At 43.2% G+C, this 20,694-nt stretch carries 17 protein-coding genes; 9 read left to right on the plus strand and 8 right to left on the minus strand.

The window, feature by feature from the left end; genetic code table 11:
* The first annotated feature begins 15 nt into the window (after window positions 1-15).
* From oppC to ACED28_RS09405, 4 genes are all read left to right on the plus strand, one after another.
* Window positions 16-918, plus strand: coding sequence for an oligopeptide ABC transporter permease OppC (gene oppC / locus ACED28_RS09390; RefSeq protein WP_009848636.1), 903 nt, complete (start codon window positions 16-18; stop codon window positions 916-918).
* A 51-nt stretch (window positions 919-969) separates the two neighbouring features.
* Window positions 970-1,941 (plus strand): ABC transporter ATP-binding protein, encoded by a 972-nt coding sequence (locus tag ACED28_RS09395; RefSeq protein WP_009848635.1) that lies wholly within the window; start codon window positions 970-972, stop codon window positions 1,939-1,941.
* Entirely contained in the window at window positions 1,938-2,924 is a 987-nt protein-coding gene (gene oppF / locus ACED28_RS09400) for a murein tripeptide/oligopeptide ABC transporter ATP binding protein OppF (protein ID WP_017062172.1), read from the plus strand. Before ACED28_RS09395 ends, oppF begins: the two co-directional genes overlap by 4 nt.
* Window positions 2,925-3,119: 195 nt before the next feature.
* A complete protein-coding gene (locus tag ACED28_RS09405; protein WP_371709736.1) occupies window positions 3,120-4,058 on the plus strand; it encodes a glutathione S-transferase family protein in 939 nt (312 codons plus the stop codon).
* Between the two features lie 93 nt (window positions 4,059-4,151).
* Here ACED28_RS09405 and pta read toward each other — a convergent pair whose 3' ends face one another.
* Together pta and ACED28_RS09415 are read right to left on the minus strand one after the other, a co-directional pair.
* Window positions 4,152-6,317: a phosphate acetyltransferase gene (pta, locus tag ACED28_RS09410; RefSeq protein ID WP_029224061.1), complete on the minus strand. Its 2,166-nt coding sequence runs from the start codon at window positions 6,315-6,317 to the stop codon at window positions 4,152-4,154.
* A 146-nt stretch (window positions 6,318-6,463) separates the two neighbouring features.
* Entirely contained in the window at window positions 6,464-7,660 is a 1,197-nt protein-coding gene (locus ACED28_RS09415) for an acetate kinase (RefSeq protein WP_017099050.1), read from the minus strand.
* A gap of 341 nt (window positions 7,661-8,001) precedes the next feature.
* On the opposite strand from ACED28_RS09415, the gene yfbV reads away from it, so the two are divergent.
* From yfbV to ACED28_RS09430, 3 genes are all read left to right on the plus strand, one after another.
* Window positions 8,002-8,454 (plus strand): terminus macrodomain insulation protein YfbV, encoded by a 453-nt coding sequence (gene yfbV / locus ACED28_RS09420; RefSeq protein WP_017099049.1) that lies wholly within the window; start codon window positions 8,002-8,004, stop codon window positions 8,452-8,454.
* Window positions 8,455-8,763: 309 nt separating this feature from the next.
* On the plus strand, window positions 8,764-9,729 hold the full coding sequence (locus tag ACED28_RS09425; RefSeq protein WP_371709723.1) for an ABC transporter substrate-binding protein: 966 nt from the start codon (window positions 8,764-8,766) through the stop codon (window positions 9,727-9,729).
* Window positions 9,730-9,980: 251 nt separating this feature from the next.
* The gene (locus ACED28_RS09430) at window positions 9,981-11,447 is read left to right on the plus strand and encodes a sensor domain-containing diguanylate cyclase (RefSeq protein ID WP_017102829.1); all 1,467 of its coding nucleotides are present in this window, start codon (window positions 9,981-9,983) and stop codon (window positions 11,445-11,447) included.
* A 43-nt stretch (window positions 11,448-11,490) separates the two neighbouring features.
* Here the strand turns inward: ACED28_RS09430 and dusC are convergent, their stop codons facing one another.
* Window positions 11,491-12,447 carry a tRNA dihydrouridine(16) synthase DusC gene (dusC, locus tag ACED28_RS09435; protein WP_017099046.1) on the minus strand — a complete coding sequence of 319 codons (957 nt, stop codon included), beginning with the start codon at window positions 12,445-12,447 and terminating at the stop codon, window positions 11,491-11,493.
* 70 nt (window positions 12,448-12,517) lie between these two features.
* Entirely contained in the window at window positions 12,518-13,060 is a 543-nt protein-coding gene (locus tag ACED28_RS09440; RefSeq protein WP_009848626.1) for a prepilin-type N-terminal cleavage/methylation domain-containing protein, read from the minus strand.
* A 218-nt stretch (window positions 13,061-13,278) separates the two neighbouring features.
* Between ACED28_RS09440 and ACED28_RS09445 the strand changes: the two genes are divergently transcribed.
* Entirely contained in the window at window positions 13,279-13,899 is a 621-nt protein-coding gene (locus ACED28_RS09445; RefSeq protein WP_012603553.1) for an SEC-C metal-binding domain-containing protein, read from the plus strand.
* Window positions 13,900-13,972: 73 nt separating this feature from the next.
* Here ACED28_RS09445 and dsbB read toward each other — a convergent pair whose 3' ends face one another.
* Complete coding sequence (gene dsbB, locus ACED28_RS09450; RefSeq protein ID WP_009848624.1) at window positions 13,973-14,497, minus strand: disulfide bond formation protein DsbB; 525 nt, start codon at window positions 14,495-14,497, stop codon at window positions 13,973-13,975.
* Window positions 14,498-14,628: 131 nt separating this feature from the next.
* Window positions 14,629-16,221, minus strand: coding sequence for a Na(+)/H(+) antiporter NhaB (gene nhaB, locus ACED28_RS09455; protein WP_009848623.1), 1,593 nt, complete (start codon window positions 16,219-16,221; stop codon window positions 14,629-14,631).
* Window positions 16,222-16,862: 641 nt separating this feature from the next.
* On the opposite strand from nhaB, the gene fadR reads away from it, so the two are divergent.
* Complete coding sequence (fadR, locus tag ACED28_RS09460; protein WP_009848622.1) at window positions 16,863-17,702, plus strand: fatty acid metabolism transcriptional regulator FadR; 840 nt, start codon at window positions 16,863-16,865, stop codon at window positions 17,700-17,702.
* Between the two features lie 141 nt (window positions 17,703-17,843).
* Here fadR and ACED28_RS09465 read toward each other — a convergent pair whose 3' ends face one another.
* Window positions 17,844-18,323, minus strand: coding sequence for a DUF1456 family protein (locus tag ACED28_RS09465; protein ID WP_017099045.1), 480 nt, complete (start codon window positions 18,321-18,323; stop codon window positions 17,844-17,846).
* 220 nt (window positions 18,324-18,543) lie between these two features.
* Window positions 18,544-20,604 carry a methionine--tRNA ligase gene (gene metG, locus ACED28_RS09470; protein ID WP_371709724.1) on the minus strand — a complete coding sequence of 687 codons (2,061 nt, stop codon included), beginning with the start codon at window positions 20,602-20,604 and terminating at the stop codon, window positions 18,544-18,546.
* Window positions 20,605-20,694 lie beyond the last annotated feature (90 nt).

A 20,694-nucleotide genomic window follows, 5' to 3' on the forward strand; every position in this document is an offset into this window, starting at 1 on the left:
CAGGGACGCATGGTTATGTTGAAGAAAAAAGAAAACTTAGAAGCGATCGAAAAATTCTCTGAGAATTTGGAAATTGAAGGTCGTAGTTTGTGGCAGGATGCGCGTATTCGTTTTATGCGCAACAAAGCGGCAATGATAAGCCTGTTCATTCTAATTATCATGGTGCTATCGGTAATCTTCTTACCTATGTTGGCGCAGCATGCTTACGATGATACTGATTGGTACGCAATGCACGTTGGTCCAAATGCGGATCATTGGTTTGGTACCGACAGTTTAGGTCGTGACTTATACGTCCGTACGATGATCGGCGGCCGTATTTCTCTGATGGTTGGTGTGATGGGCGCATTTGTAGCGGTACTGATTGGTACGCTTTACGGTGCAGCTTCAGGTTTCATTGGCGGTCGTACTGACCGAGTGATGATGCGTATCCTAGAGATCTTGTACGCAGTACCATTCATGTTCCTTGTGATCGTACTGGTAACATTCTTTGGTCGTAATATTGTACTTATCTTTGTTGCTATCGGTGCTATTGCTTGGCTCGATATGGCACGAATCGTACGTGGTCAAACGTTGAGTCTACGTAGCAAAGAATTCATCGAGGCTGCTCACGTATGTGGTGTAAGTAAATGGAAGATCATTACACGTCATATCGTACCGAATGTATTGGGTATTGTTGCGGTTTACTCGACGCTACTTATTCCGAGCATGATCCTTACTGAATCATTCTTATCTTTCCTTGGTCTTGGTGTTCAAGAGCCTATGACAAGTTGGGGCGCGCTATTACAAGAAGGCTCGCAAACAATGGAAGTTGCTATTTGGCAATTGGCATTCCCAGCGGCATTCATGGTAGTTACGCTGTTCTGCTTTAACTACGTAGGTGATGGTCTGCGCGACGCGCTTGATCCAAAAGACAGATAAAGAAATAGCAAATAAAAATACAAAAGCTATAAAAGATTGAAGGAAGCAATGATGAGCTTATTAGATGTCAAAGATCTGCGCGTCGAATTTACCACGCAAGATGGTATCGTAACCGCAGTAAACGACTTGAACTTCTCACTTAACCAAGGCGAAACGCTGGGTATTGTTGGTGAGTCGGGTTCAGGTAAATCACAAACGGTATTTGCACTGATGGGGCTGCTAGCTAAGAACGGCATCATCTCAGGTAGCGCAAAGTTTGAAGGCAATGAAATTCTTAACCTGCCTGAAAAAGAGCTGAACAAAGTACGTGCTGAACAGATCGCGATGATCTTCCAAGATCCAATGACGTCACTGAATCCTTACATGAAAGTATGTGATCAGCTGATGGAAGTACTTATGCTGCATAAAGGCATGGGTAAAGCAGAAGCGTTCGAAGAATCAGTTCGTATGCTGGAAGCGGTGAAAATCCCTGAAGCACGCAAGCGTATAACCATGTACCCACATGAATTTTCTGGCGGTATGCGTCAACGTGTGATGATCGCAATGGCACTACTGTGTCGCCCTAAATTGCTTATCGCTGATGAGCCGACAACGGCGTTGGATGTAACCATTCAAGCGCAAATCATGGAATTGCTGAACGAACTTAAAGATGAGTTCAATACGGCAATCATCATGATCACTCATGACTTAGGTGTGGTTGCTGGTTCGTGTGACAAAGTACTTGTGATGTATGCAGGTCGTACAATGGAATATGGCACGGTTGATGAAATCTTCTACGAGCCAAGCCACCCTTATGCGGAAGGCCTGCTTAAAGCGATTCCTCGTTTGGATACCGAAGGTGAAATTCTACCGACGATTCCAGGTAACCCACCTAACTTACTTCGCCTACCAACAGGTTGTCCTTACCAAGACCGCTGTCACCGTGTAATGGACCGTTGTAAGCAAGAAGCACCGATTCTACAGCCATTTGCTAAAGACCGTCAGCGTGCTTGTTTTTCAGATTGGGAGACTTGGACAAAATGAGTAAAGAATTACTATTAGATATTAAAGACCTAAAAGTTCATTTTAGCATTGCGGCTAAGTCTGCTTGGCCTTGGGCGAAACCATCAAACCTTAAAGCAGTTGATGGTGTTGATGTTCATCTTTACGAAGGCGAAACGCTAGGTGTGGTAGGTGAGTCTGGTTGTGGTAAATCGACTTTTGCACGCGCGATTATCGGTTTGGTTGAAGCGACTGAAGGTCAAGTGATGTGGTTAGGTCAGGACCTGACTAAGATGCAAGAAGTGAAACGTCGTGAGACTCGTAAAGAGATTCAGATGATCTTCCAAGATCCACTAGCATCACTCAACCCGCGTATGTCAGTCGGCGACATAATTGCTGAGCCTCTAGAGACTTTCTTCCCTGAACTTTCTAAACAAGAAGTGAAGGACAGAGTTAAAGAGATGATGGCAAAAGTTGGTCTACTACCAAACGTAATCAACCGTTACCCACATGAATTCTCTGGTGGTCAGTGCCAGCGTATCGGTATTGCACGTGCACTTATCTTGAAACCTAAGATGATCATCTGTGATGAACCTGTTTCTGCACTGGATGTCTCTATCCAAGCTCAAGTAGTTAACCTTCTGAAAGAACTACAGAAAGAGCTTGGTTTGTCTTTGGTATTCATCGCGCACGATTTGTCAGTGGTTAAACACATCTCTGACCGTGTATTGGTGATGTACTTAGGTAATGCTGTTGAGCTAGGTGAATCAGATGCCTTGTTCTCAGACCCTAAGCACCCATATACCAAAGCGTTGATGTCTGCAGTTCCGATTCCAGATCCTCGCTTAGAGCGCAGTAAAACCATTCAGATGCTGGAGGGTGATCTACCGTCACCAATCAACCCACCATCAGGTTGTGTGTTCCGTACTCGTTGCCCGCAAGCAACAGAGGCGTGTGCGCAAACTAAGCCAACTATTCAAGGCGATGACGTTCACGCAGTATCTTGCTTGCACGTACAAGTCTAGAGCCTATTTAAAACGGTTCAGCCTGTGACAGGCTTAAGCGCGACTAGTTATTAGAGTCGCGCTTTTTTTGTGTCTAAAGCTCCATATTAAATAAGCTTCATCAAATAATTTGAACAACTAAGCCAACTTCTTCTAGTTTTGAAAAAGTAGGCTTTTTTTATACTAGAGAAATGTATGGATGACAGAGGTTTGGATATGGGCAAGTTAGTTGAAGGTGTTTGGCATGATGTTTGGTACGACACCAAGGAAAGCGGTGGCAAGTTTGTTCGTGAAGATGCAGGCTTTCGTCACTGGGTAGAGAATAAAGCGTCCGCGCAGTTTCAGCCTGAAAGCGGCCGTTATCACTTGTACGTATCATTGGCTTGTCCTTGGGCGCACAGAACCCTTATCTTCCGAGAGCTTAAAGACCTAACCGATCACATTGACGTGACGGTGGTTTGCCCAGACATGATGAGTGATGGTTGGCAAATGGGGTTACCTGAACCTCTGTTCGGCCATACGCGCATGCATCAAATCTACACTCAAGCCAAACCTGACTACTCGGGTAGAGTGACGGTGCCTGTGTTGTGGGATAAAAAGACTAACACCATTGTGAGTAACGAGTCGTCTGAGATTATCCGTATGTTTAACTCAGAGTTTAATGAACTGACAGGCAACACCGATGATTACTATCCGTGGGAACTGGCAAAGAAGATTGATGAGTGGAATGACTATATCTACCCAAACATTAACAACGGTGTGTACCGAACGGGCTTTGCAACGACACAAGAAGCCTACGAAGAAGCGTATGGTGCGTTATTTGAAGCCTTAGACAAAGTAGACGCTCACCTTAGCGAACATCGCTATTTAGCGGGTAACGAGATTACAGAAGCGGATTGGCGCTTGTTTACCACTCTGGTTCGATTTGATGCCGTTTATGTTGGGCACTTTAAGTGTAATAAGCAGCGAATTTCAGACTACGTCCATATTCAGGGCTACTTAAAAGAGCTCTACCAGGTCGAAGGCATTAAAGAGACGACCGATTTTTATCACATCAAGCGCCACTATTATTACAGCCATACAGGTATAAACCCAACCCAAGTTGTGCCGAAAGGACCTGCGCTAGACTTAGAATCAGTCCATGGGCGAGGTTAGATTAATCTTAAGAGCATCAAGTAACCTTAAGCGTTAGATATAAAAAAACCCTAGATAAGAATCTAGGGTTTTTTGCTTTCTACAAAAGAAAAATTAGTTAATTACTTTTTCTTCAGCTTGAGCTGCTTGGTCTGCTTGGATAGCCGTTAGAGCTACTGTGTAAACGATATCGTCTACTAGAGCGCCACGAGACAAGTCATTTACTGGCTTGCGCATACCTTGAAGCATTGGACCGATAGACACTAGATCTGCTGAACGCTGTACCGCTTTGTAAGTCGTGTTACCCGTGTTTAGGTCTGGGAATACGAATACTGTCGCTTTACCTGCAACTGGAGAGTTAGGCGCTTTAGAAGCGGCTACGTTTTCCATGATTGCTGCGTCGTACTGAAGAGGACCGTCGATCACTAGATCAGGACGTTTCGCTTGAGCAAGTTTGGTTGCTTCACGCACTTTATCTACGTCTGCACCTTTACCAGATTCACCAGTAGAGTAAGAGATCATAGCAACGCGTGGGTCGATACCGAATGCCGCAGCAGAATCTGCAGATTGGATAGCGATTTCAGCAAGCTGTTCAGCTGTTGGATCTGGGTTGATCGCACAGTCACCGTATACAAGCACTTGATCAGGCAGAAGCATGAAGAAGATTGAAGATACGATAGAAGCATCAGGAGCAGTCTTGATGATCTGGAACGGAGGAACGATAGTGTTCGCCGTTGTGTGAACAGCACCAGAAACTAGGCCGTCAACTTCGCCAGCTTCAAGCATCATAGTACCTAGGAATACTGAGTCTTCTAGCTTCTCACGAGCAACAACTTCAGTCATGCCTTTAGCGCCACGAAGTTCTACTAGACGAGCTACGTAGTTTTCGCGAACTGATGCAGAATCGATGATCTCAACGCCAGCGCCAAGCTCAACACCTTGCTGCGCTGCAACGCGACGGATTTCTTCAGGGTTACCTAGAAGTACACACGTTGCGATACCGCGCTCAGCACAGATAGCCGCAGCTTTAACTGTACGTGGCTCGTCACCTTCAGGAAGAACGATGCGCTTAGCCGCTTTACGAGCAAATTCAGTTAGCTGGTAACGGAATGCTGGTGGGCTTAGACGACGGATGCCTTGAGTACCTTCAGATAGAGAATCAATCCAAGGGCCATCAATGTGGCTTGCAACGTGATCGTTAACGAACTCGATACGCTCTTTATCGTCAGCAGGAACTTCTAGGTTGAAGCTCTGTAGGTTTAGAGACGTCTGCCAAGTGTTACCTTGAGCTTTGAAGATCGGTAGACCTGAAGCGAATGCTGGTGCGCAAAGGTTAGCAATGCTTTCTGGAATGTCGTAACCGCCAGTCAGTAGGATTGCGCCAATCTCAACACCGTTTTTCGCAGCAAGAGCCGCAGCAACGATAACGTCAGGACGGTCTGCAGAAGTTACTAGCAGTGAACCTGGCTTGAAGTGCTCAATCATGTGCGGTAGAGAACGTGCACAGAAAGTGATGCTCTTAATACGACGAGTTGAGATTTCACCTTCGTTAACGATTTCAGCGTTAAGGTGCTTAGCCATATCAACCGCACGAGTTGCGATTAGGTCGATGCTCCATGGCACACAGCCAAGAACACGGATAGGGCTAGAATTGAAGATTTGCATTACTTCAAGGTTCGCTTGCTGAGCGCTGTCTGCATCATCAAAGATTTCAGATAGGTCAGGGCGAGTACGACCAGCTTCATCAACAGGAGCATTAAGCTTGTTGATGATTACGCCTTTGATATTCTTGTTTTTTGTACCGCCGAAGTTAGAACATGCTACTTCGATACGCTCTTTAAGTTGCGTAGGGTTGTCAGTACCAGGAGTCGCAACGAATACGATCTCTGCGCCAAGCGTTTTTGCGATTTCTGCGTTCACTTGGTTTGCAAACGGGTGCTTACGAGTAGGGACTAGGCCTTCGATTAGCGTTACTTCAGCGTCTTTGTTGATTTTGTTGTATTGCTCAACAACAGATTCAAGAAGTACATCCATTTTTTCACTACCGATCAACGCTTCAGCTTTAGTCATCGCAATTGGTTCACCAATCTTGATGTCGCTGTTTGTGCTAATGATAGTTGATGTTAGATCTGGTTGATCGCCACCGCTACGAGGTTGAGCGATTGGTTTGTAGAACGAAACACTTACGCCTTTGCGCTCCATCGCGCGAAGAACACCCATGCTTACACTAGTAAGACCAACACCAGCGCTTGTAGGGATAAGCATAATAGTACGGGACATTGAGGAGTACCTTTAACTATTGGAATGAAAAAAGCTCAACTCCTGTTCCTACCAACATTTATATAGGGGTAGGAATAAAAGTTGAGCCCCATTTTTCTTAGATAAAAATCTGACTAGCGTCGAGTGAAGCTAGTCAGAAAATTCGATTAAAGACCTGCTAGTTCAGCTGTATCTTCTGCAATCACTAGCTCTTCATTAGTAGAGATAACCATTGCTGGTACACGGCTGTTTTCAGTCGTGATAGTACCTTCGCCGCCGAAACGAGCTTTAAGGTTAGCTGCGCTATCTACTTCGATACCGAAGAATGCAAGACGGTTAAGAACCATTTCACGGATTGGCGCTGAGTTTTCACCGATGCCACCAGTGAATACGATAGCGTCAAGGCGACCTTCTAGGGTTGCAGTGTAGCTTGCAACGTATTTAGCTAGACGGTGACAGAATACGTCCATTGCACGAGTAGCTTCTTCTTTCTCGCCGTAGTTGTCTTCAACGAAACGACAGTCAGAAGTTACTTGAGTTAGACCTTGTAGGCCAGACTCTTTAGTGAACATTGTGTTGATTTCATCAACGCTCATGCCAAGTTTGTCATGTAGGTGGAACATAACAGCAGGGTCAAGGTCGCCACAGCGAGTACCCATTACAAGACCTTCAAGAGGAGTAAGGCCCATAGAAGTATCTACAGATTGGCCATTCTTGACTGCACAAACAGATGCGCCGTTACCTAGGTGACAGTTAATGATGTTAACTTCTTCAATAGGTTTGTCTAGAAGCGTGGCACACTCACGAGTAATAAATAGGTGAGATGTACCATGTGCACCGTAACGACGAATACCGTGATCTGTGTATAGGTTGTATGGAAGCGCGTATAGGTAAGCTTCTTCTGGCATTGTCGTGTGGAAAGCAGTATCAAATACAGCAACGTTTTTTAGTGCTGGGAATGATTTTTGAGCTGCTTTAATACCGATAAGGTGCGCAGGGTTGTGAAGAGGAGCGAAAGTCGCTGCATCTTCGATACCTTTAATTACTTCATCAGTGATTAGTGCTGATGAAGTAAAGTTTTCACCACCATGCACAACACGGTGACCGATTGCTGCAAGGTTTTCAGAAAGTTCTGGCTTAGAAGCAAGAATAGTTTCTACCATGAAGGCTAGTGCTTCTTCGTGTGCTGCGCCATTACCTAGTTGAGCTTCGTGTTTACCATCAAGTTTCCACTTGATACGAGCTTCAGGAAGATGCAGACATTCTGCAAGACCTGTTAGATGCTCGTCACCAGATACTGCGTCAACTACAGCAAATTTAAGAGAAGAACTACCACAGTTTAAAACTAAAACTAGCTTAGACATTAATGACTACCTGTTTATTTTTCTGATCGAAATCAGTTAAGGATGAAAATTAATCTCAAGAATAGTCGAAGCACATAGGCTTGCGTACTAACCTTGGTCAAAAAAACGTTAATTTCCGTATAAAGTGAAAGCGCTCTTTATCAAAAAGAGGCTTGTGCATTCCTTGCAGAAGTCTTCTCAAAGTTGCTTAAATTGTAAATAAGGGCAACAATGAGATTGAGGCCTGCAAATAATAGCGATATTGTGCAAATATAACAAAAAAATTTGAAAGAATATTATTTTTCGTCAAATTTTTGTGTTTTTAGTTGATGATTTCAACTTTTTTTTAATGGGAGACTCATATGAGCAATAGAGTTGGTTTAGCTAGTAGTTTAAAAGATGGCCAAAAGTACATGGATCTCTGGCCCGTCCGAAAAGAGTTAAACGCGATCTTCCCAGAACAGCGCATTATTAAAGCGACCCGTTTTGGCGTGAAAGTGATGCCTGCGATTGCTGCTATTAGTGTTCTTACACAAATGGTCTTTAATAATTACCAAGCGATGCCACAAGCTGTGGTCATGGCTTTGTTTGCAATCAGCTTACCGCTTCAAGGCATGTGGTGGTTAGGTAATCGCTCAAACACACAACTTCCACCTGCGCTAGTCTCGTGGTATCGCGAACTTCATGAGAAGATCACTGAAACGGGTTTTGCGTTAGAGCCAATGAAGTCGCGCCCTCGTTATAAAGAATTGGCGATCATTTTAAATCGCGCATTTCGTCAGCTAGATAAATCCTCAATGGAACGTTGGTTCTAATGAGTTTCAACTCTCCTCTTGTCTGAGAGCAACTATTCTTCATTGATGGTTTGTTCTCAGGTTTGACTTTAATATTTTCACTTCGTTTTTATTCATCTCGCTCCCCCTCATTCCTTTTTTCTCTTACTACTCATGTAGTTTCTTACTTTTCAAATTCTGCCTTTCACTATTTCACGCATTTTTCGAGCCTTGTTGTGTTTTTGTTAAATATAACTTCAAGTCATCAATGGTTACAGGTAATAATATCAATAGTGATGTTGTTCTCTTTGAGCGAGCAATAATGAGCAGAGCTTGATTCAGGGAGCGATAATGAGTTCTGTAAAAAAGGTATTGGCAGCGGTCGTAAGTTGTCTGTTGTTGCTATGGACAAGCAATGTCATGGCGAACGTTGCCAAAGTTTCGGTTTCACAAGTTGTTGACCATCCAGATCTGAATGCAACACGTCTAGGACTTCTTGAAGGATTGAGAGCAAAAGGTTACGAACCGGGTAAAAATTTAGAGTTTTCTTATGAAATGGCTGGTGGCAATCCCGTTCAGGCAGCAAAAATAGCCAGAGAGTTAGTTAGTGAGAACCCTCATGTATTAGTTGGCATCGCGACACCGACCTCTCAAGCGTTGGTTTCAGCGACTCGAACGATCCCGATTGTGTTCACCGCGGTGACAGACCCTATCGGAGCAAGACTTGTTAAACAATTGGAGCAGCCGGGACGAAATGTCACGGGCCTTTCTGACTTATCACCTATTTCCCAACATGTATCTCTTATTAAAGAGCTACTCCCCAATGCAGTTTCAGTCGGTGTGGTTTATAACCCAGCAGAGGCAAATGCTGTTGCTTTAGTAGGGCTGTTAAAGCAGGCTACACGAGACTTTGGCTTTACTTTGCATACTGCTAAAGCGTTGACTATCGATGATGTAGAAGAAAAAACAGCATCCGTGGCTAAAAAATCTGATGTTATCTACGCGCTAACCGATAACACGGTGGCAAGCGGTATTGAAGGACTTATAAATGCAGCAAACCAAGCTGGCACACCCGTGGTTGCAGGAGCAACGTCTTATGTTGGCAAGGGAGCAATAGCTGGGTTAGGTCTAGATTACTATGACGTTGGGGTGCAGACCGCTGATTATGTGGCCGCTATTTTGGACGGACAAAAACCAGGGAAGTTGAGTGTTAAAACGGCTCAAAGCTCTCAGTTGGTAGTTAACCTAGATGCCGCTCGTATGCTTGGTTTGACGCTACCTAAGTCTGTGGTTGATCGTGCGATAGTCAGTCGTTAATAGGTATTTACATCAAAAAAATCATGTTTGATAAGTCACTTTGTTAACAGGGACTTAAACCATCATAATGAACAACATTAGTCGACTCTCACCATTAGCTGCGATCTATTTTATTCATTTTTAAGTAGTTATTTACCCGATAGGTGCATCGTTAATACCAACTTACATTATTTTACATCGAGAGGGCTGTCGATTAATGTCATAATATTAATGGAACTAATGAAAATAACTGAGCGCTAAGAGCACATTCTATGAAAGTAAATAGGCACTTTAGCCTTACCTTTGTCTTCGGCTTTCCCGCTGTGATCGCGACCATGTTACTTGGGCTGATAGGAAAAAATTATTTTGATGCGGTTGAAAAAGACATCAGCAGTGAGTTTCAGCGTATTGAAGAAGTGTTTAAACGAACGACCAAAATTGTTACCGCTCTAGATTACAGCTTCTCTAATTACTACAAATCAGGAAACCCTCTTTTCCTTGATCACAATAAGCAAGTGGTTGATGGTCTTTGCCGAATTTGGCCCATTGACGTATTACTTCTTGCTGACGGAAAAACCGCAGATATCCCCTCTGTCGATATCGACTATATGTTGGTTGGTCAAGAACCCCTTTGTAATGAAACCAGTGATAGCTATAAAAGTGCGTCAGAAAAAATTGCTCTCGCGCCAATTCTTTCATTTTTGTCCCAGCTTGATGAATATCACAACGGCGTACACTTTATTGATACTCGTGGGTATGTGATCTCTTCGCCAGAAGACTTTGCTAAAGAGCTAGGGAAAGAACTACTTTCGACCATAAAAAGCCGCCCGTATTGGCAAAGAACCGCCAACAATCCAGAACAATTGACTTTAACGGGTCCTGCGTATCGATTTGACTCTCTTGACCGTATGATAAGCATGACGATTCCGGTGTTTCATAAGGGGATACATCAAGGAATGCTTTCTGTTGAGATTGACGCCAGTAAATTGCTTGCGAGTTCGAATGAGCACTTAGCCGGTAGAATCGATATTATTGATACCACCTTGGTTAATCCGGTTGATAGCGCTACTTTCTATCGCGCGATACAACTGGAAGGAGTCACCTCTCATCACGCGATGTACTACGAATTAGATTTTGCCAAAGAGGTAGAGCACTTTTTTGTCTACGAGAAAGACAGTCTGATTGTCGCTATCATCGTATATCTATTCTCTGTAACGCTCTTTTTCTTCGTTAACTCCAATATTGAACGTGGTTACTTCAAAGAGCTAGCAGCTAAAGATCCGATGACCGGGCTGCTAAATCGCAGAGGATTGGAAGCTTTTTGGCGCAGTGTGGAGCATGACCAGTTATTCGCCTTGACTGTATTTGACATTGATAATTTCAAGTTGATTAATGATACCTTTGGGCATGACAAAGGGGATGATGTTATTCGCTACATGTCCCGCCAGATAAGTAATAGCATTCGAAGTAGTGATGTAGCAGCAAGGTTTGGTGGTGAAGAGTTTGTCGTTTATCTTAAAGGTGATGATCGTGAAACGTTAATGAGGACATTAGAGCGTGTTAAAAATGCTGTCTGTGCAAACTCAGCTAACATTGTACCTAATGGTTTTACTGTCTCTGGTGGTGTTTGTATTACTGAAGCTGAGCATAATAACCTAAGCTTTGAAGAGATATTCAAACACGCGGATGAAAAGTTGTACGTGGCTAAGACGACAGGTAAAGACCGCATCGTATTTTAACCACGCTATTGAACTTCTATGTTAGAGAAGAAGGGGAACTAACTCACACAGTTTGGCGATGTTCCTCTTGATAACGCTGAAGGCGCTCCACAATAGGTGGCGCTTTCTTGAAAGTGCGAATTTCTTTAAATAGTTCGTTCGCTTCAGGGTAGCCTTTACTTAGATAAACAAACCACTGCTTCACTCTATTGGGGTAGTACATGCCTTTGTCCCCTTTTATTTGAAACTCTGAATAGCGTAGCAAAAGTTCGATGACTTTATTCCACGGCATTTTTGGGTGGTTGTGCTTAACGACGTTGCCAAGATTTGGAATGTTGAAAGCGCCACGACAGACCATCAATGAATCGACGCCAGTGGCTTCTATGCAATCTTGACCATCTTGATAGTTCCAGATTTCCCCATTAGCAATCAAAGGTAGAGACGTTTTTTCTCTTATTTGATTGATGTAATCCCATTTAATTTCGCTGGCTTTATAGCCGCCAACTTTGGTTCTTGCATGCACAGTGAGTTCGTCTGCCTTTGCTTGTTCGATAGCGTCGACAATTTCAAAGCACTCTTCCGGGTGCTCCCAACCCAATCGAATTTTTGCAGATACGGGAATGTGTGCTGGCACCGCATCTCGACAAGACTTCACCACTTGATAGATGAGTTCTGGTTCTTTTAGCAGTGACGCACCGCCATTACTTTTGTTTACCGCTTTTGCAGGGCAACCAAAATTAAGATCAATGCCTTTAGCGCCTAAACTAGCAGCTTGAAAAGCATTCTCGGCCATCCAATTTGGGTGTTGTCCTAGAAGCTGGAGATGGATTGGAACACCAGCCATGGTTTGAGAGCCTTGATGCAATTCAGGGCAAATACGGTGAAAAACATGCGGAGGAAGAAGTTGATCAACTACGCGCACAAATTCCGTCACACAGAGATCGTAATCATTGATCTCTGTGAGAATTTCACGCATTAGATGGTCTAAAACGCCCTCCATAGGGCCAAGTATTACTCGCATTTGCTTTACCGAAACTGAATGGATCGAAAATTAAGACGCGTGATTGTACGGGCAAGTTAAAAGCTTGTCACTATGAGCTAGGTGAATCTGACGTAACAGTTATTTCACCGGTTAGAGGGAAGTAGTTGAGCCTTGGTAAATCTTCGCCTAGCGAGTAACCATCAGTGTAGTAGTAATAGCAGCTTGGATCTGATGTATACCAAGCAACGATCGGTTCTTCTGAAGGGAATACTGAGCTACCGTGATCTCTAACGGTGAGGTCAGTATTCATGAGCGCCCGCCAAAGCCTTGCGCAGTCACTCCCTCTAATTGCAGTCCCCGAATTAATCGGTAGTTGATCAACAGCGATTGGAAAACCAGTCGATGAAGGATAAACGCTGCCTTCACCATAATCGACATCTTGATTAAAATCAGGCTCTCCATCAACAAGCCACTGTGAGTGGTAAAGGTTAACCGCAGTTCGAAAAGAAGAAAAAGCACCTTGAGCTATAGCTTCATGGCTATCGCGTTGGTAATTTAGAAAGCGAGGAGCTGCGGTAACGGCAAGTATGCCTAAAATAACGACGACAGAGACTAGCTCTATCAAAGTAAAACCATTTTGGTGTTGTTTCATAATGTATTCTATATATAACTAAATATTTCAATGACTCTTTTACACTTCAAACTTAAATTTTCAAAATGAAATAAGTTTAGTTTGCTGAATTGAACTAAAGATAATGTTTGCGTGGCTACTGGTAGGTGTAATTAATCATAGAGCTATACGAATAATTACTAATTGTTAGCCTTGTGGGTATAATGGAGACAACAGAATTGACCGACTAGTGAAGTAATATGAAGTATCAATTATTGAGTCTTCCTGACTCAATTAACGACGTAACAGCCCAGTTTGTAGAAGGTGCTATATTTGCATCTAACCTTGCAACTAAACCTCTTGATCCAGAGGCTTGGTTACCTATAGCTATTCCTGAAACTGGTCAGGACTTCGTTCCTCAAGTCACCGAGCAAATTAATCGCCAACATAACCTCATTCAGCGAAGTGAATATTTGCTTACAGAAGTGCTTGATGCAGATAATTTTGCTGAACAGCTAGCCGATTTTTCTGAAGGTTTTATGATGGTCTGGCCGACGATTGAAGAACAGTGGCAGGAAACGTCAATCGCAGATGGCACATTACGCATGCTACAAGCAATGTTAACAACATTCATGCTGGCGATTGATGAAGAACAGACAATCGAGCAAATGAAAGCAGCTGGATTAGAAACCCCGCCAACTTTGAATGATCTCGTCGGGCAAGTCGATTTGATGGTGACAGAAGTTGCGCTAGCAGCGGATGAAGCGATGCTCGGAAATAAATCTCAAAGTGTGAATCCGTTTAAGGGCATCGGCCGAAATGATGTTTGCCCGTGTGAAAGTGGTAAAAAGTTTAAACAGTGCTGTGGTAAAAAATCTTAATTGCATTGTTAATAGATAATAAAAAGTCGACGTAATGTCGACTTTTTCGTTTCTTAACATGATGTGCTAATTGTTAGTCATTCTTCGATTTAACGAATTGAGAAATCACTACAAAACCGAAAGCAACCAAGTTACCCGCGAAGATAATCACTAGCCATTGAGGCATTGAAAGTTCTAAGAACTGCCATACAACCTTGCTGCAGTCGCCGTAGGCCTCAAACATCCACGGAGCCCATTGGTTTAGAGGTGCCCAGCTAGGGAAGGTCACGAACAGGTCACAGGTAGCGAAAGGAGATGGGTTAAACTGGTAGTCAACGTGCTCTAAAGCAAGCATCAACCCTTTATACGCACCTAACCCCCAACCAAGTAGACCTAGCCAACGTGAAATCGGATTATGCGGGGCAATAGCACCAATCATTGCTGCGATGCCGATAGCGAGCATAGCAACGCGCTCGTAGATACACATTACGCAAGGGCCAAGCATCATCACGTGCTGAAAGAAAAGAGCACATGCTTCAAAAAAGACAATAAAAGCCAGCAGTAAAAGCCAAGATAAACGTCCCTTAGAGAAGTCTTTGAGCATTGCAAAAAAGTTCACGAATTTAATCCTGTCAATAAAATAAAAAAGCCCTGATTACTCAGAGCTTTTTATCTTGGATAAGTTTCCTAATCAACTAATATTTTTGATTAGTTAGATGCACCTATTGTGTTTAGCGATAGAAATCCGGGTTAGTGGCCACCGGAGATAACTGGAGCTACCACTTCACCCGTACGGTGAATGATCCAACCTGCATCATAGAACCATGCTGTCATCGGTTCTACGAAGAACACAATACCGGCAAGGCCAACAAGTGCTAATACGAGAGTATATGGCAAAGCCATGATGACCATGCGGCCGTAAGACAGTCGAATTAACGGAGCAAGTGCTGACGTTAATAGGAATAGGAATGCAGCTTGGCCGTTTGGCGTAGCAACAGAAGGTAGGTTGGTACCTGTGTTGATAGCAACAGCAAGCAGATCAAATTGGTCGCGAGTGATGACGCCTTCAACCAGAGCTGTTTTAACTTCGTTGATGTAAACCGTACCGACGAATACGTTGTCTGAAACCATCGACAAGATACCATTGGCTACGTAGAAGAGTGCGAGCTGTGCGCCTTTATCTTCAACGTGAAGTACAGCATCGATTACTGGCTTAAATAGAGCCTGGTCGATGATTACAGCAACAACCGCAAAAAAGACGGCAAGAAGTGCGGTAAATGGCAGTGCTTCTTCAAAAGCTTTACCCATCGAGTGCTCTTCAATTACACCTGTAAACGCTGTAGCTAAGATGATCACTGAAAGGCCAATCAAACCGACTTCAGCGACGTGAAGCGCAAGGCCAACAATAAGCCAAACTGCGATTGCACTCTGAACCCATAGTTTAGCTACATCTTGTTTTGTACGATTTGCGCGTTCTTTGTTGTCAAATTCAACTAAGATTTGGCGAACGTTATTTGGCAGCTCTGCACCGTAGCCAAACACTTTGAATTTCTCGACAAGTGCACAAGTTAAAATACCACAGAAGAAAACAGGCAGTGTAACTGGCAGCATGCGGATAATAAATTCACCGAACTCCCAACCCGCTTGCTTAGCAATTACTAAGTTTTGTGGTTCACCTACCATGGTCATTACACCACCCAGAGCAGTACCAACACCGGCGTGCATAAGTAGTGAACGTAAGAATGCGCGGTAGTTTTCAAGGTCATCACGTGTTAGCTCAGAGATCTCTTCATCATGAGTATGATCGTGCGCAGACGTTGTGCCCTTACCTGATGCAACCTTGTGGTAGATAGAGTAGAAGCCCACTGCAACGCTAATGACTACGGCGATTACTGTCAGCGCATCTAGGAAGGCAGACAAGAATGCTGCGGCGACACAGAAAGCGACAGAGAGTAGAATTTTGGATTGGATACCGAGCAGGATCTTCGTAAAAATGAACAGAAGTAGTTCTTTCATGAAGTAGATGCCAGCAACCATGAATACGAGTAAGAGTAATACTGGTAGGTTTGCTTGTAGCTCATGATAAACCATTTCTGGTTTAGTCATGCCAATGGCGACGGCTTGAATTGCCAATAAGCCACCGGGTTGGAGAGGGTAGCACTTTAGAGCCATAGCTAGAGTGAAAATAAACTCAACCACTAATAGCCACCCCGCAACAAATGGGTCAACTAGGAAAAAAACAAACGGGTTGATGATTAAAAAGGAAATGATGGCAAGTTTATACCAATCAGGAGCTTTACCAAGGAAGTTTTTGATAAAAGCGTTTCCGAGAGACATCGGCATGTTAATACTCTTTTATGTTGATTATGAATAGACAAGCAATACAACATTTTGAGAATCGAGCTGTAGATTTAGTTAAAACCTATAACTAACAGTGACTTAGAAAAACTACATTCCATGTAATGTTCTGTGGTCTTGCCAAGTCACTCCCTTAGAAACTCAAGCACTGCTTATTTTTGAGCGCAACTCTACTCTTAGATAACATTTAGTCAACAGGAAAACCCCTGTAGCACTAAAAATACCTCTTTTTTGTTGAGAAACGCGATCAAAGTAGCGCAAGCATACCACTTAAAATGTGATAAAAACCGACTAGAATCAATATTTCAGCGAAATGATTAAAATTTACAGAATAACGACGGCTTATATATGATTATTACAACTTAATATTGCAAATTAATAGATTTAAAAATATGACCAATCTCATTGATTTTAAAAAGAATTTGTTGTTTTAATGGTTTGTTTAAATGATGATTTGTAGTCGCTTGCTATCCAAACCTTGAGTGCAAACGTGTGCTGAACTTTAGAGTTTTAACTCTACTTGGGTTTTGAGTGAGTAAAATTTTTTGGGGGTATTTCCGCAGGGTGTTAACTAGTGGTATGATGAGTAAATTAGAACAAAATAATTAAATTGGATTGAAGTGTAGATGGTCATTAAGGCAAAGAGCCCGGCAGGATTTGCAGAAAAGTATATCATTGAAAGTATTTGGAATGGCCGTTTCGCTCCAGGTTCTATCTTGCCCGCAGAGCGTGAGCTTTCTGAGCTGATTGGTGTTACACGTACTACGCTTCGTGAAGTACTTCAGCGTCTTGCTCGTGATGGTTGGTTGACAATCCAACACGGTAAGCCAACTAAAGTTAATCAGTTTATGGAAACGTCAGGTCTTCATATCCTTGATACATTAATGACGTTGGACGTTGATAACGCAAGTAAAATGGTAGAAGACCTGCTTGCTGCTCGTACTAACATCAGCCCTATCTTTATGCGTTATGCATTCAAAGCAAATAAAGAGGCTTCAGAGCGTACGATTACTAACGTAATTGAATCTTGTGAATCTTTACTTGCGGCACCTACTTGGGATGAATTCTTAGAATCGTCGCCATATGCTGACAAGATCAAACAATCGGTGAAAGAAGACGTAGAAAAAGATGAAGCGAAGCGTCAAACGATCTTAATTGCTAAAACTTTTAACTTCTATGATTACATGCTTTTCCAACGTTTAGCATTCCATTCAGGTAACCAAATTTATGGCCTGATCTTCAATGGTGTTCGTAAGTTGTACGACCGTGTTGGCAGCTACTACTTCTCTAACCCAGAAGCTCGTCGTTTAGCCATGGAGTTCTACAAAAACTTGTTTGTTATTTGTGAAAGCGGTGAGCGTGAGAATTTACCACTTGTGATTCGTAACTACGGTATCGCAAGCGCACAGATTTGGAACGAGATGAAGACAACGTTACCGACAAACTTTACTGAAGACGACAGCTAAGTCTTTTCATAAAAGTATTGTTCGGTTGTTTTACTTATTGAGTAAACGACGTAAAGAAACGAAAAAGCGGCGAGATAATCAAATTATCTCGCCGCTTTTTATTTATTGATAGTTGGTGAAAACGTATCAATAGGCAGTAACTTACCCTGCAAACTCTTCTGAGTCTGGACGGTTAGTAAATTGCACGCCATTTAGAAAATCGCAAAGTAGTTGGTCTTCACATACTTTGTAGTTCTTGTTCTCTGGCTTACGGAAGTAGGCACCAATCTCGTACTTACTTAGGCTGATGCCTACCACTTCTAATATATCTAATACATCTTCTGCTTTCATGTTCAACGCAATACGCAGCTTCATGAAAATCATGTTGTTAGTCAGAGCAACTTCAGGTTTAGGTTGAACACCTTCTTTTTTGCCACGCTTAATATTGATAAAACCATTTAGGAATACCGCTAACTCTTTATCTTTCATCTTAGAGCATGACTTGTCGTTGTCGTCTTTTAGCCAATTAATCACTTGGTCATGAGCAACGGTCACATCAGCTTGCTCGATAGCTTTAATGATCTGTGCATTTTTAAGGTTTAGCGCGTGTTGAATACGACGCAAGATTTCGTTGTTAGTCACTGGGGATTCCTAAAAAGGGTTTGAAGAGTAAAAGGTGTTGGTTAGCCCGTTATTGTCGGCAAACAAATTTCTACTCTACATAGCATAGTTGACGGCGACTCTAACAGAGAACGCTTATTTTCGGTAGATATAAAAAATCCCCAATGCTTATCAACTCATTCAAGTTAAAAGTGCATTAGGGATTTCGCTATGAGTGCTTGTTATCTGACTGAAGCCAGAGCTACATTACACGCATGCCAGGTTGAGCACCTTCGTGTGGTTCAAGGATCCACAAGTCACTGCCACCAGGACCAGCAGCTAGGATCATGCCTTCAGACATACCAAACTTCATCTTACGAGGTTTAAGGTTTGCTACCATGACAGTTAGTTTGCCTTCTAACTCTTCAGGTTTGTACGCTGACTTGATACCAGAGAATACTTGGCGAGTTTCACCACCGATGTCCAGTTGGAACTTCAGTAGCTTGTTCGCTTTTGGTACTTCTTCACATGAGATAATACGAGCAATACGCATATCGACTGCTGCAAAGGCATCGAATTCAATCTCGTCTGCGATTGGCTCTTTGTCTAGCTCAGTTTGGCTTGCTTGCTCTTTTTCAGCTTCTGCTTTTTCTTTCGCAGCGGCTTCTGCGGCTGCATCTTCTTTAGAAGACTCGATCATTGCTTCTACTTTCTTCGGATCAATACGGCTAAACAACGCCTTGAACTTAGTGATTTCGTGATCAGTTAGCGGAGTAGCAATCGCTTCCCACGTAAGCTCTTCGTTTAGGAAAGCCTCAGTGCGAGCCGCAAGCTCTGGCATAACGGGTTTCAGGTAAGCCATTAGCACGCGGAATAGGTTAATACCGACAGAAGAAACTTCTTGAAGCTCTTTCTCTTTACCTTCTTCTTTTGCAAGAACCCAAGGTGCTTTTTCGTCGATGTACTGGTTAGCTTTATCAGCTAGTGCAGTAATTTCACGGATAGCGCGGCTGAACTCACGAGTTTCGTATAGCTGACCGATACGCTCTGCAGCAGCAACGAATTCGTTGTATAGCTCAGGTTCTGCAAATTCAGCAGAAAGCTTGCCTTCGAAATGCTTAGTGATGAAGCCAGCGTTACGAGAAGCTAGGTTAACAATCTTGTTTACTACATCCGCGTTTACACGTTGAGTGAAGTCTTCAAGGTTAAGGTCAAGGTCATCGATACGGCTGTTTAGCTTAGCAGCGTAGTAGTAGCGTAGACACTCAGGGTCTAGGTGATTTAAGTACGTACTTGCTTTGATGAATGTGCCTTTCGACTTAGACATTTTCGCACCGTTCACCGTTACGTAGCCGTGTACGAATACGTTGTTTGGCTTACGGAAACCAGCGCCTTCTAGCATTGCAGGCCAGAATAGGCTGTGGAAGTAAACGATGTCTTTACCGATGAAGTGGTAAAGCTCAGTTGTGCTGTCTTTCTTCCAGTATTCGTCAAAGTTGAGATCGTCGCGCTTGTCACATAGGTTCTTGAAAGAAGCCATGTAGCCAACAGGAGCGTCTAGCCAAACGTAGAAAAATTTGTTTTTCTCGCCTGGGATTTCGAAACCGAAGTAAGGGGCATCACGTGAGATATCCCACTGTTGCAGGCCAGACTCGAACCATTCCTGCATTTTGTTTGCAGTTTCATTCTGTAGAGAGCCAGAACGAGTCCACTCTTTTAGCATGCTTTCGAACTGAGGCAGATCGAAGAAGAAGTGCTCAGAATCTTTCATTACTGGAGTTGCGCCAGAAACCGCTGATTTAGGGCTAATTAGCTCAGTTGGGCTGTATGTCTCACCACAGTTATCACAGTTATCACCATACTGGTCTTCTGACTTACACTTAGGGCAAGTACCTTTTACGAAGCGGTCTGGTAGGAACATCTCTTTCTCAGGATCGAAAAGCTGAGAAATAGTACGGCTAGAAATGAAGCCGTTCTTTTTAAGTTCTAGATAGATGTGAGAAGCCAGTTCACGGTTCTCTTCGCTATGTGTGCTGTGGTAGTTATCAAAGCTGATATCAAAGCCAGCGAAGTCTTTTTGGTGCTCTTCACTAACAGCAGCGATCATCTCTTCTGGCGTGATACCCATCTGTTGAGCTTTAAGCATAATTGGCGTGCCGTGAGCATCGTCAGCACAGATGAAGTTTACAGTGTTGCCACGTAGACGCTGGTATCGAACCCAGATATCAGCTTGGATATGCTCAAGCATATGGCCAAGGTGAATAGAGCCGTTAGCGTACGGAAGCGCACAAGTTACCAAAAGTTGTCTTGGATCAGTTGCCATACTTAATAATTCGCTTTTTTGATAGGTATAAATTTTGAGAGGTAATACTACTTTATAACGTGTGATACGCCAAGGTATCAGACAAAGGAT

Origin of the sequence: Vibrio sp. 1F253 (genome assembly GCF_041439295.1) — a bacterium.
Taxonomy (GTDB): Bacteria; Pseudomonadota; Gammaproteobacteria; order Enterobacterales; family Vibrionaceae; genus Vibrio; species Vibrio tasmaniensis_A.